This is a genomic window from Burkholderia sp. MSHR3999, from assembly GCF_000833595.1.
GTDB lineage: Bacteria > Pseudomonadota > Gammaproteobacteria > Burkholderiales > Burkholderiaceae > Burkholderia > Burkholderia ubonensis.
Window position 1 is genome coordinate 311,635 of sequence record NZ_JRFO01000004.1, and the last position, 13,512, is coordinate 325,146.

Genomic DNA, 13,512 nt, shown 5'->3' on the forward strand with positions numbered 1-13,512 from the left:
CCGTTTCCGATCGCGACCGCGTTCTTGCCGGCTGCCGATGCGGACGGACCGACAGCGATCGAATTGGTACCAGTCGCGCCGTCGTTGTTGTAGTTGCTCTGCTGTTGCCCGTCGTCGTTCACGCTGTAGTAATGCGAGTGCGAGTTCGAGATCAGGGTGGACAGCGACACGACCGCGGTCGAACTCGACGTGGACAGCGACGACACGTTGCTGTTGGTCGTGCTCAAGCCCGTCGACAGCGAGCTCACACTGGTCGACAAGGAGTTGGCCGTAGTCGAGGTCGACGTGGACAGCGATGCCACCGTGCTGTTCGTCGTCGACAAGCCCGTCGACAGCGAGCTGGCCGTGGTGGACACCGATGTCGACAACGACGTCGTATTACCCGACACCGAGCTGATCGTGCTCGACAGCGACGACACGTTGCTGTTGGTCGTCGACAGACCCGTCGACAGCGAACCGACTGCAGTCGAGGTCGACGTCGACAGCGACGACACCGTGCTGTTCGTCGTCGACAAGCCCGTCGACAACGAGCTGACCGCCGTCGAGGTCGACGTCGACAACGACGACACATTGCTGTTCGTCGTCGACAAGCCCGTCGACAGCGAGCTGACCGCCGTCGAGGTCGACGTCGACAGCGACGACACGGTGCTGTTCGTCGTCGACAAGCCCGTCGACAGCGAGCTGACTGCCGTCGAGGTTGACGTCGACAGCGACGACACCGTGCTGTTGGTCGTCGACAGGCCGGTTGACAGCGAACTCGTGGCCGTGGACGTCGAGGTCGACAGCGACGATACCGTGCTGTTCGTCGTCGACAGACCCGTCGACAGCGAGCTCGCCACCGTCGAGGTGGACGTCGACAGCGACGACACCGTGCTGTTCGTCGTCGACAGGCCCGTCGACAGCGAGTTCACCGCCTGGTTCGTCGCGAACAGCTGCGAGCCGTTGACCGCATCCGTACTCGTCGCGCTCACTTGGCCCGCCGCCACGTTGGTGATCTGGCGTTCGGCACCCGCCGAACCCACGCTCACCACGCTCGTCGGGCTGGTCCCCGCATACGAGTACGTCGTCCCGCCGATCGTCCCCGTCGACGTCGGGTTCGCCGCCGACGTCACCGAACCGCTGCCCAGCGCCACGTCGCCGGCATGCGACGCCGTCGCGCCCGAGCCGATTGCCACCGTGTTCGCGCCGCTCGCGTTCGCGTTGTTGCCCACCGCGACGCCTGCCGCGCCTGCCGCCGTCGCGCCCGTGCCTGCCGCCAGCGCGTTGATCCCCGTCGCGCCGTCGTTGTTGTAGTTGCTCTGCTGCGTGCCGTTGTCGTTGACGCTGTAGTAGTGCGTGCGCGTCGTCGACACCAGCGTCGACAGCGAGTTGACTGCCGTCGAGCTCGACGTCGACAGTGATGACACGTTGCTGTTCGTCGTGCTCAGACCCGTTGACAACGAGCTCACGCCGGTCGACAGCGAGCTGGCCGTCGTCGACGTCGACGTCGACAGCGAGGTCACCGTGCTATTCGTCGTCGACAGACCCGTCGACAGCGAGCTCGTGGCCGTGGACGTCGAGGTCGACAGCGACGACACCGTGCTGTTCGTCGTCGACAGACCCGTCGACAGTGAGCTCACGCCGGTCGACAGCGAGGTCACCGTGCTGTTGGTCGTCGACAGACCCGTCGACAGCGAACTCGTGGCCGTGGACGTCGAGGTCGACAACGACGACACCGTGCTGTTGGTCGTCGACAAGCCCGTCGACAGTGAGCTCACGCCGGTCGACAGCGAGCTGGCCGTCGTCGACGTCGAGGTCGACAGCGACGTCACCGTGCTATTCGTCGTCGACAGACCCGTCGACAGCGAACTCGCGGCCGTGGACGTCGAGGTCGACAACGACGACACCGTGCTGTTGGTCGTCGACAGGCCGGTTGACAGCGAACTCGTGGCCGTGGACGTCGACGTCGACAGCGACGTCACCGTGCTGTTGGTCGTCGACAGACCCGTCGACAGCGATGCGATGCCGCTGCCCGTGGTCGACAGCGTCGTCGAGATCGACCCAATGCTGCTCGACAGCGACGACACCGTACTGTTGGTCGTCGACAGGCCCGTCGACAGCGAACTGGCCGTCGTCGACGTGGATGTCGACAGCGAGTTCACCGCCTGGTTCGTCGCGAACAGCTGCGAGCCGTTGACCGCATCCGTGCTCGTCGCGCTCACCTGGCCCGCCGCCACGTTGGTGATCTGGCGTTCGGCACCCGCCGAACCCACGCTCACCACGCTCGTCGGGCTGGTCCCCGCATACGAGTACGTCGTCCCGCCGATCGTCCCCGTCGACGTCGGGTTCGCCGCCGACGTCACCGAGCCGCTGCCCAGCGCCACGTCGCCGGCATGCGACGCCGTCGCGCCCGAGCCGATTGCCACCGTGTTCGCGCCGCTCGCGTTCGCGTTGTTGCCCACCGCGACGCCTGCCGCGCCTGCCGCCGTCGCGCCCGTGCCTGCCGCCAGCGCGTTGATCCCCGTCGCGCCGTCGTTGTTGTAGTTGCTCTGCTGCGTGCCGTTGTCGTTGACGCTGTAGTAGTGCGTGCGCGTCGTCGACACCAGCGTCGACAGCGAGTTGACTGCCGTCGAGCTCGACGTCGACAGTGATGACACGTTGCTGTTCGTCGTGCTCAGACCCGTTGACAACGAGCTCACGCCGGTCGACAGCGAGCTGGCCGTCGTCGACGTCGACGTCGACAGCGAGGTCACCGTGCTATTCGTCGTCGACAGACCCGTCGACAGCGAGCTCGTGGCCGTGGACGTCGAGGTCGACAGCGACGACACCGTGCTGTTCGTCGTCGACAAGCCCGTCGACAGTGAGCTCACGCCGGTCGACAGCGAGCTGGCCGTCGTCGAAGTGGAGGTCGACAGCGACGTCACCGTGCTATTCGTCGTCGACAGACCCGTCGACAGCGAACTCGCGGCCGTGGACGTCGAGGTCGACAACGACGACACCGTGCTGTTGGTCGTCGACAGACCCGTTGACAACGAGCTCACGCCGGTCGACAGCGAGCTGGCCGTCGTCGACGTCGAGGTCGACAGCGATGCAACATTGCTGTCCGTCGTCGACAGACCCGTCGACAGCGAACTCGTGGCCGTGGACGTCGAGGTCGACAGCGACGACACCGTGCTGTTGGTCGTCGACAAGCCCGTCGACAGTGAGCTCACGCCGGTCGACAGCGAGCTGGCCGTCGTCGACGTCGACGTCGACAGCGATGCAACATTGCTGTCCGTCGTCGACAGGCCCGTCGACAGCGAGCTCGTGGCCGTGGACGTCGAGGTCGACAACGACGACACCGTGCTGTTCGTCGTCGACAAGCCCGTCGACAGTGAGCTCACGCCGGTCGACAGCGAGCTGGCCGTCGTCGACGTCGAGGTCGACAGCGACGTCACCGTGCTATTCGTCGTCGACAGACCCGTCGACAGCGAACTCGCGGCCGTGGACGTCGAGGTCGACAACGACGACACCGTGCTGTTGGTCGTCGACAAGCCCGTCGACAGTGAGCTCACGCCGGTCGACAGCGAACTGGCCGTCGTCGACGTGGACGTCGACAGCGACGCGACATTGCTGTCCGTGGTCGACAGCCCCGTCGACAGCGATGCGATGCTGCTGCCCGTGGTCGACAGCGTCGTCGAGATCGACCCAACGCTGCTCGACAGCGACGTCACCGTACTGTTGGTCGTCGACAGGCCCGTCGACAACGAGCTGGCCGTCGTCGACGTGGATGTCGACAGCGAGTTCACCGCCTGGTTCGTCGCGAACAGCTGCGAGCCGTTGACCGCATCCGTGCTCGTCGCGCTCACCTGGCCCGCCGCCACGTTGGTGATCTGGCGTTCGGCACCCGCCGAACCCACGCTCACCACGCTCGTCGGGCTGGTCCCCGCATACGAGTACGTCGTCCCGCCGATCGTCCCCGTCGACGTCGGGTTCGCCGCCGACGTCACCGAACCGCTGCCCAGCGCCACGTCGCCGGCATGCGACGCCGTCGCGCCCGAGCCGATTGCCACCGTGTTCGCGCCGCTCGCGTTCGCGTTGTTGCCCACCGCGACGCCTGCCGCGCCTGCCGCCGTCGCGCCCGTGCCTGCCGCCAGCGCGTTGATCCCCGTCGCGCCGTCGTTGTTGTAGTTGCTCTGCTGCGTGCCGTTGTCGTTGACGCTGTAGTAGTGCGTGCGCGTCGTCGACACCAGCGTCGACAGCGAGTTGACTGCCGTCGAGCTCGACGTCGACAGTGATGACACGTTGCTGTTCGTCGTGCTCAGACCCGTTGACAACGAGCTCACGCCGGTCGACAGCGAGCTGGCCGTCGTCGACGTCGACGTCGACAGCGAGGTCACCGTGCTATTCGTCGTCGACAGACCCGTCGACAGCGAGCTCGTGGCCGTGGACGTCGAGGTCGACAGCGACGACACCGTGCTGTTCGTCGTCGACAGACCCGTCGACAGCGAACTCGTGGCCGTGGACGTCGAGGTCGACAGCGACGACACCGTGCTGTTCGTCGTCGACAGACCCGTCGACAGTGAGCTCACGCCGGTCGACAGCGAGGTCACCGTGCTGTTGGTCGTCGACAGACCCGTCGACAGCGAACTCGTGGCCGTGGACGTCGAGGTCGACAACGACGACACCGTGCTGTTGGTCGTCGACAAGCCCGTCGACAGTGAGCTCACGCCGGTCGACAGCGAGCTGGCCGTCGTCGACGTCGAGGTCGACAGCGACGTCACCGTGCTATTCGTCGTCGACAGACCCGTCGACAGCGAACTCGCGGCCGTGGACGTCGAGGTCGACAACGACGACACCGTGCTGTTGGTCGTCGACAAGCCCGTCGACAGTGAGCTCACGCCGGTCGACAGCGAGCTGGCCGTCGTCGACGTGGACGTCGACAGCGACGCGACATTGCTGTCCGTGGTCGACAGCCCCGTCGACAGCGATGCGATGCTGCTGCCCGTGGTCGACAGCGTCGTCGAGATCGACCCAACGCTGCTCGACAGCGACGTCACCGTACTGTTGGTCGTCGACAGGCCCGTCGACAACGAGCTGGCCGTCGTCGACGTGGACGTCGACAGCGAGTTCACCGCCTGGTTCGTCGCGAACAGCTGCGAGCCGTTGACCGCATCCGTGCTCGTCGCGCTCACCTGGCCTGCCGCCACGTTGGTGATCTGGCGTTCGGCACCCGCCGAACCCACGCTCACCACGCTCGTCGGGCTGGTCCCCGCATACGAGTACGTCGTCCCGCCGATCGTCCCGCTCGACGTCGGGTTCGCCGCCGCCGTCACCGAGCCGCTGCCCAGCGCCACGTCGCCGGCATTGGTCGCCGTCGCGCCCGAACCCAGCGCCACCCCGCCCGTGTTCGCCGCCGTCGACGTGCTCCCCAGCGCGATCGATCCGGTGCCCGTCGCCACGTTCGTGTTGCCGATCGCCAACGCGCCCGTGCCCGTCGCCGTGTTGTTCGCGCCGACTGCCACCGCGCCCGTGCCCGTCGCGCTATTCGGATCGCCGATCGCGACCGCACCATTGCCGCTCGCCGTCTGCTGATAGCCCAACGCCACCGCGCCGTTACCGCTCAGGACCTGAGACTGATAACCGCCCGCGAACGCGCCCTGGCCCGCCGCCGCGGCCGCCGTGTTGCTGTCACCCAGCGCCACCGTCGACGCCCCCAGCGCCTGCGAGCCATTGCCGATCGCCGTCGCATTGACACCCGCCGCCGATGCACCCACGCCTGCCGCCAGTGCATTGACGCCAGTCGCACCGTCGTTGTTGTAGTTGCTGCCCTGCGTACCGTTGTCGTTGACGCTGTAATAGTGCGTCTTGCTGCCCGACACCGCCGTGCTCAGCTGCGACACGTTCACCGCATCGGTCGACGCCGTACCCGCCGCCACGTTGTGGATCTGCGCGGCCGAGCCGCCCGGATCCAGCGTCACGCTCGTATAGTTGACCGATCCGTCCGGGTTCAGGTCGTACTTCACCGCCTGCGCGCTCAGCGTGCTCACCGTCGTCGACACCGACGCGATGCCCGTCGATGCCGACGTCGACAGCGAGCTGATGCCCGTCGACAGCGAAACGGCCGTCGTCGAGGTCGACGTCGACAGCGACGTCACCGTGCTGTTCGTCGTCGACAGACCCGTCGACAACGAGCTCACGCCGGTCGACAGCGAGCTGGCCGTCGTCGAGGCCGATGTCGACAGCGACGTCACCGTGCTGTTCGTCGTGCTCAGACCCGTCGACAACGAGCTCACGCCAGTCGACAGCGAACTGGCCGTCGTCGACGTGGATGTCGACAGCGACGTCACCGTGCTGTTCGTCGTCGACAGGCCCGTCGACAACGAGCTCACGCCAGTCGACAGCGAGCTGGCCGTCGTCGAGGTCGACGTCGACAGCGACGTCACCGTGCTGTTGGTCGTCGACAGACCCGTCGACAGCGAGCTGGCCGTCGTCGACGTCGACGTCGACAGCGACGCGACATTGCTGTCCGTCGTCGACAGTCCCGTCGACAGCGAACTCGTGGCCGTGGACGTCGACGTCGACAACGACGACACCGCGCTGTTCGTCGTGCTCAGACCCGTCGACAACGAGCTCACGCCGGTCGACAGCGAGCTGGCCGTGGTCGACGTGGATGTCGACAGCGACGTCACCGTGCTGTTGGTCGTCGACAGACCCGTCGACAGCGAGCTCACGCCGGTCGACAGCGAACTGGCCGTCGTCGAGGCCGACGTCGACAGCGACGCAACATTGCTGTCCGTCGTCGACAGTCCCGTCGACAGCGAACTCGTGGCCGTGGACGTCGAGGTCGACAACGACGACACCGTGCTGTTCGTCGTCGACAGGCCCGTCGACAACGAGCTCACGCCAGTCGACAGCGAGCTGGCCGTCGTCGAGGCCGACGTCGACAGCGACGTCACCGTGCTGTTGGTCGTCGACAGACCCGTCGACAGCGAGCTCACGCCGGTCGACAGCGAACTGGCCGTCGTCGACGTGGATGTCGACAGCGATGCAACATTGCTGTCCGTCGTCGACAGTCCCGTCGACAGCGAGCTCGCCGTCGTCGACGTCGACGTCGACAGCGACGCGACATTGCTGTCCGTCGTCGACAGTCCCGTCGACAGCGAACTCGTGGCCGTGGACGTCGACGTCGACAACGACGACACCGCGCTGTTCGTCGTGCTCAGACCCGTCGACAACGAGCTCACGCCGGTCGACAGCGAGCTGGCCGTGGTCGACGTGGATGTCGACAGCGACGTCACCGTGCTGTTCGTCGTCGACAGCCCCGTCGACAACGAGCTCACACCGGTCGACAACGAGCTGACCGAGGTCGACGTGGACGTCGACAGCGAGTTCACCGCCTGGTTCGTCGCGAACAGCTGCGAGCCGTTGACCGCATCCGTGCTCGTCGCGCTCACCTGGCCTGCCGCCACGTTGGTGATCTGGCGTTCGGCACCCGCCGAACCCACGCTCACCACGCTCGTCGGGCTGGTCCCCGCATACGAGTACGTCGTCCCGCCGATCGTCCCGCTCGACGTCGGGTTCGCCGCCGCCGTCACCGAGCCGCTGCCCAGCGCCACGTCGCCGGCATTGGTCGCCGTCGCGCCCGAACCCAGCGCCACCCCGCCCGTGTTCGCCGCCGTCGACGTGCTCCCCAGCGCGATCGATCCGGTGCCCGTCGCCACGTTCGTGTTGCCGATCGCCAACGCGCCCGTGCCCGTCGCCGTGTTGTTCGCGCCGACTGCCACCGCGCCCGTGCCCGTCGCGCTATTCGGATCGCCGATCGCGACCGCACCATTGCCGCTCGCCGTCTGCTGATAGCCCAACGCCACCGCGCCGTTACCGCTCAGGACCTGAGACTGATAACCGCCCGCGAACGCGCCCTGGCCCGCCGCCGCGGCCGCCGTGTTGCTGTCACCCAGCGCCACCGTCGACGCCCCCAGCGCCTGCGAGCCATTGCCGATCGCCGTCGCATTGACACCCGCCGCCGATGCACCCACGCCTGCCGCCAGTGCATTGACGCCAGTCGCACCGTCGTTGTTGTAGTTGCTGCCCTGCGTACCGTTGTCGTTGACGCTGTAATAGTGCGTCTTGCTGCCCGACACCGCCGTGCTCAGCTGCGACACGTTCACCGCATCGGTCGACGCCGTACCCGCCGCCACGTTGTGGATCTGCGCGGCCGAGCCGCCCGGATCCAGCGTCACGCTCGTATAGTTGACCGATCCGTCCGGGTTCAGGTCGTACTTCACCGCCTGCGCGCTCAGCGTGCTCACCGTCGTCGACACCGACGCGATGCCCGTCGATGCCGACGTCGACAGCGAGCTGATGCCCGTCGACAGCGAAACGGCCGTCGTCGAGGTCGACGTCGACAGCGATGTCACCGTGCTGTTGGTCGTCGACAGACCCGTCGACAACGAGCTCACGCCAGTCGACAGCGAGCTGGCCGTCGTCGAGGCCGATGTCGACAGCGACGTCACCGTGCTGTTCGTCGTGCTCAGACCCGTCGACAACGAGCTCACGCCGGTCGACAGCGAGCTGGCCGTCGTCGAGGCCGACGTCGACAGCGACGTCACCGTGCTGTTCGTCGTGCTCAGACCCGTCGACAACGAGCTCACGCCAGTCGACAGCGAACTGGCCGTCGTCGACGTGGATGTCGACAGCGACGTCACCGTGCTGTTGGTCGTCGACAGACCCGTCGACAACGAGCTCACGCCAGTCGACAGCGAACTGGCCGTCGTCGACGTGGATGTCGACAGCGATGTCACCGTGCTGTTCGTCGTCGACAGACCCGTCGACAACGAGCTCACACCGGTCGACAGCGAACTGGCCGTCGTCGACGTGGATGTCGACAGCGATGTCACCGTGCTGTTCGTCGTCGACAGACCCGTCGACAACGAGCTCACACCGGTCGACAGCGAGCTGGCCGTCGTCGACGTGGATGTCGACAGCGACGTCACCGTGCTGTTCGTCGTCGACAGACCCGTCGACAACGAGCTCACACCGGTCGACAGCGAACTGGCCGTGGTCGACGTGGATGTCGACAGCGACGTCACCGTGCTGTTCGTCGTCGACAGACCCGTCGACAACGAGCTCACGCCAGTCGACAGCGAACTGGCCGTCGTCGACGTGGATGTCGACAGCGACGTCACCGTGCTGTTGGTCGCCGACAGCCCCGTCGACAGCGAGCTGACCGCCGTCGACGTCGAGGTCGACAGCTTGTTGACCGCCTGATCCACAGCGTAGAGTTGTGATCCATTGACCGCATCGGTGCTCGACGGACTGATCCGTCCTGCTGCCACGTTCGTGATTTGCCGCTCTGCCCCTACGTTACCGACACTTACGACGCTGGTCGGATTGGTGCCAGCGAAGTTGTACACCGAGCCGCCGATCGTCGCACTCGTCGTCGGATTCGCGCTAGACGTCACTGAGTTCGAGCCGAGTGCGACGTCGCCGCCATTGAGCGCAACGGCATTCGTTCCGATCGCAATTCCGTTCTGAGATCCAGCGCTAGCGGTAGTGCCCATTGCGATCGCGCCGTCCGCGCCGGCAATCGATCCACTGCCCAGTGCGATCGATCCCGTGCCCGTTGCCACGTTCGCGTTGCCGATCGCCAGCGCGCCCGTGCCCGTCGCCGTGTTGTTCGCGCCGACTGCCACCGCGCCCGTGCCCGTCGCGCTATTCGGATCGCCGATCGCGACCGCACCATTGCCGCTCGCCGTCTGCTGATAGCCCAACGCCACCGCGCCGTTACCGCTCAGGACCTGAGACTGATAACCGCCCGCGAACGCGCCCTGGCCCGCCGCCGCGGCCGCCGTGTTGCTGTCACCCAGCGCCACCGTCGACGCCCCCAGCGCCTGCGAGCCATTGCCGATCGCCGTCGCATTGACACCCGCCGCCGATGCACCCACGCCTGCCGCCAGTGCATTGACGCCAGTCGCACCGTCGTTGTTGTAGTTGCTGCCCTGCGTACCGTTGTCGTTGACGCTGTAATAGTGCGTCTTGCTGCCCGACACCGCCGTGCTCAGCTGCGACACGTTCACCGCATCGGTCGACGCCGTACCCGCCGCCACGTTGTGGATCTGCGCGGCCGAGCCGCCCGGATCCAGCGTCACGCTCGTATAGTTGACCGATCCGTCCGGGTTCAGGTCGTACTTCACCGCCTGCGCGCTCAGCGTGCTCACCGTCGTCGACACCGACGCGATGCCCGTCGATGCCGACGTCGACAGCGAGCTGATGCCCGTCGACAGCGAAACGGCCGTCGTCGAGGTCGACGTCGACAACGACGACACCGTGCTGTTCGTCGTCGACAGACCCGTCGACAACGAGCTCACGCCGGTCGACAGCGAGCTGGCCGTCGTCGAGGCCGACGTCGACAGCGACGTCACCGTGCTGTTCGTCGTGCTCAGACCCGTCGACAATGAACTCACGCCGGTCGACAGCGAGCTGGCCGTCGTCGAGGTCGAAGTCGACAATGATGACACCGTGCTGTTGGTCGTCGACAGGCCCGTCGACAACGAGCTCACACCGGTCGACAGCGAGCTGGCCGTCGTCGAGGCCGACGTCGACAGCGACGTCACCGTGCTGTTCGTCGTCGACAGACCCGTCGACAACGAGCTGACCGAGGTCGACGTGGACGTCGACAGCGAGTTCACCGCCTGATTCGTCGCGAACAGCTGCGAGCCGTTGACCGCATCCGTGCTCGTCGCGCTCACCCGGCCCGCCGCCACGTTGGTGATCTGGCGTTCGGCCCCTGCCGAACCCACGCTCACCACGCTCGTCGGGCTGGTCCCCGCATACGAGTACGTCGTCCCGCCGATCGTCCCGCTCGACGTCGGGTTCGCCGCCGACGTCACCGAGCCGCTGCCCAGCGCCACGTCGCCAGCATTGGTCGCCGTCGCGCCTGAACCCAGCGCCACCCCGCCCGTGTTCGCCGCCGTCGACGTGCTCCCCAGCGCGATCGATCCGGTGCCCGTCGCCACGTTCGTGTTGCCGATCGCCAGCGCGCCCGTGCCCGTCGCCGTGTTGTTCGCGCCGACTGCCACCGCGCCCGTGCCCGTCGCGCTATTCGGATCGCCGATCGCGACCGCACCATTGCCGCTCGCCGTCTGCTGATAGCCCAACGCCACCGCGCCGTTACCGCTCAGGACCTGAGACTGATAACCGCCCGCGAACGCGCCCTGGCCCGCCGTCGCGGCCGCCGTGTTGCTGTCACCCAGCGCCACCGTCGACGCCCCCAGCGCCTGCGAGCCATTGCCGATCGCCGTTGAATCCCCCCCGGATGCTGTCGCGTTAGGCCCTACCGCGCTCGCGGATATGCCTGACGCTGTCGACGTCGTCCCAATTGCGATTGAATTGCCGCCAATTGCGGATGCGGCATTCCCAAGGGCAAGATCGTTGATTATGGTGGTGCCGCTTCCACTTACGCCCGCGACCGCCCCTTCGCCAGCGGCGAGAGAACCCTGTCCATAAGTTGTCGAATTAACGCCAATCGAAGTGGAAAAATCCCCAATCGCAGAAGCTGACCGCCCGGCTGCAAGCGTTTGCGCACCGGTAGTGAGAGCCCACTGCCCGATCGCCGTGCTTCGATCGCCCAATGCTCGGACAACGCTGCCAACGCCTGTCGCCGCCAGGCCTGACACAATCGCGCCATCACCGACCAAGACTTCGCCGCTGACTCCGGATGCTGTCGAATTATTGCCAACAATGAGATTGTCGACACCTAATGACTTCGAGCTCCAACCAATAGCGACACCTCCTGATTGCGTAGCGGTCGAACCAAATCCCAATGCAATTGAAATGTTTCCGGCCGCAACCGCACCAGTGCCAATCGTGAGTGAGTTAGGCCCGGAGGATGTCGCAGCATCTCCCATTGCTATAGCATTAACGCCAGTTGCGATAGCGCTAAGGCCAAACGCTTGAGAACCGAAATTTGTCGCAGATGCCGCTTGACCAAGCGCAATTGCATCTTGCCCGCTCGCCACTGCAGCATCACCGAATGCGGCGGAGCTTAGGCCGCTTGCAGTCGCTGCACGGCCGACGGCGACAGCGCGAAATGCGGTTGCGGTTGAACCCGAACCGAGTGCTTGAGAACCTGTCCCACTCGCTGTTGCGCCCACACCAAGCGCCGTCGAATTCGCTCCGGATGAAACAGCAACCGCACCAATGGCCGTTGAAGTCGCTCCTGATGAGGTCGCAGCCGAACCGACGGCCGTAGAAGACCCCCCAGTCGCTGTAGTATTCGGACCTAGCGCCACCGAATTTCCTCCGCTGGCCGTGGTCGCGTTTGCTCCGATCGCAATGTCCCCGCTATTGACAGCTGTCACTCCACAACCGATAGCATCAGCCAACCCGTTGCTGGCCGTCGCGGTTCCGCATCCGGAAAGTGTGGTGCCGGCGAAGACATCATGTGAGAGCGTCATGCCACCGGCCAACAACACCGCAGCAACCATGAAAACATTTAGCGCGAATCCCTCGGCCTGGTCCTCACCAAGGTTACTGATTGCGCCGGCTCCTCGCTGATCAAAGACTCCAGACGCGGCGCCTCCCTTTCCCTTACCCTGCGCACTGTCGAGCTCCGAAGCCGCCACATACGTGCCAAGCGACTTGTTCCACACAACTCTATAGATCTTGTTCATTTTTATCCTCTAGTAGAGGTCGCCTATCTCATTAAATCGCACTACTAATTTCACACGTAGAAAGCACAAGGCATTCGAATTCGGTCCGAGAGTTATCGATATCCGCTGGGCTCCAGCCACACGCGTCGGCTCTAGATTCACCCCCTAAACCTTTGGTCGCGATCTCCGAATCCAAGTCCAACGCAAGCGCGACCATATACTCAAATCGAACGCAGTCTGCCGTTCGGCGCTGACAGCCGCTAGAAGCGGCCTACCTACTTTCACGATAGATCCGCACTATGACTGAACAACTTCATGCCCGAAATGATCCAAACCACCCCAAACTCTTGCCAACCTACCGTGCCTGATCCCTAAATCGAACACACCATGAAGTAAAGCCGGAGCAGCTCCTTTTGCGAGTTCATCGCTTGGCCCGCCGGCTTCGGATTTCGAAATTGATCCCATAGTGATTGCCGATCGCTCTCCGCAAAATCCGGCGAACAATCCCATGTCATATGCTTTTTCCAAATTTTCTGAGGCCCCGGGAAAGTAATGAGCCATCAGCACGTAAGCCGCATTTCGAAGCTGCACCATCGCCGCCTCTGCAACTACCGCAGACACCCCCTCTGCAGACTGCGGCAGCACCTGTCGCGGGCCAGTTGCCGTCAACAGAGCAAGTATCCTGTCAGCCAACGAAACATCGCGACTCTGCCCACAACGTCGCCTTCCGAACAATCTCGACGTATAAGGTGCGAGCGCACCTCCGGATTTGTGCGTCCTGTTCTGCATCCCCCCCCCCTTTTCGGCCATCTCTAGCCAGCTTGCGATTACCTGACTTCACTACCGAGAAGCTCCTTAGATTTGCTTGCAAAGGGCCCAGGACCGCACAAATATCGCCACA

4 protein-coding genes and 4 pseudogenes are annotated in these 13,512 nt (G+C 65.2%); 3 read left to right on the forward strand and 5 right to left on the reverse strand.

What is annotated here, in order from left to right; all coding sequences use genetic code 11:
• Nucleotides 1-8: 8 nt before the first annotated feature.
• Nucleotides 9-8,282 (reverse strand): annotated as a pseudogene (locus KY49_RS37265) (beta strand repeat-containing protein); the annotation flags it as partial.
• On the opposite strand from KY49_RS37265, the gene KY49_RS38560 reads away from it, so the two are divergent.
• On the forward strand, nucleotides 8,212-9,228 hold the full coding sequence (locus tag KY49_RS38560) for a hypothetical protein (RefSeq protein WP_052495683.1): 1,017 nt from the start codon (nucleotides 8,212-8,214) through the stop codon (nucleotides 9,226-9,228). The pseudogene KY49_RS37265 and the gene KY49_RS38560 sit on opposite strands and share 71 nt — an antisense overlap.
• Before the next feature lie 8 nt (nucleotides 9,229-9,236).
• Here the strand turns inward: KY49_RS38560 and KY49_RS39270 are convergent.
• Nucleotides 9,237-9,521 (reverse strand): annotated as a pseudogene (locus KY49_RS39270) (hypothetical protein); the annotation flags it as partial.
• On the opposite strand from KY49_RS39270, the gene KY49_RS38565 reads away from it, so the two are divergent.
• Entirely contained in the window at nucleotides 9,514-9,723 is a 210-nt protein-coding gene (locus KY49_RS38565) for a hypothetical protein (protein ID WP_042585206.1), read from the forward strand. The pseudogene KY49_RS39270 and the gene KY49_RS38565 overlap by 8 nt on opposite strands.
• Here the strand turns inward: KY49_RS38565 and KY49_RS39275 are convergent.
• Nucleotides 9,630-10,190: pseudogene (locus KY49_RS39275) on the reverse strand (hypothetical protein); the annotation flags it as partial. The gene KY49_RS38565 and the pseudogene KY49_RS39275 sit on opposite strands and share 94 nt — an antisense overlap.
• On the opposite strand from KY49_RS39275, the gene KY49_RS14035 reads away from it, so the two are divergent.
• A complete protein-coding gene (locus KY49_RS14035; protein WP_082062367.1) occupies nucleotides 10,120-10,656 on the forward strand; it encodes a hypothetical protein in 537 nt (178 codons plus the stop codon). The pseudogene KY49_RS39275 and the gene KY49_RS14035 overlap by 71 nt on opposite strands.
• 8 nt (nucleotides 10,657-10,664) lie before the next feature.
• Here the strand turns inward: KY49_RS14035 and KY49_RS39280 are convergent.
• Together KY49_RS39280 and KY49_RS37275 are read right to left on the reverse strand one after the other, a co-directional pair.
• Nucleotides 10,665-12,632 (reverse strand): annotated as a pseudogene (locus KY49_RS39280) (ESPR-type extended signal peptide-containing protein); the annotation flags it as partial.
• 276 nt (nucleotides 12,633-12,908) lie between these two features.
• Nucleotides 12,909-13,232 (reverse strand): hypothetical protein, encoded by a 324-nt coding sequence (locus KY49_RS37275; RefSeq protein ID WP_156162521.1) that lies wholly within the window; start codon nucleotides 13,230-13,232, stop codon nucleotides 12,909-12,911.
• Nucleotides 13,233-13,512: the final 280 nt, after the last annotated feature.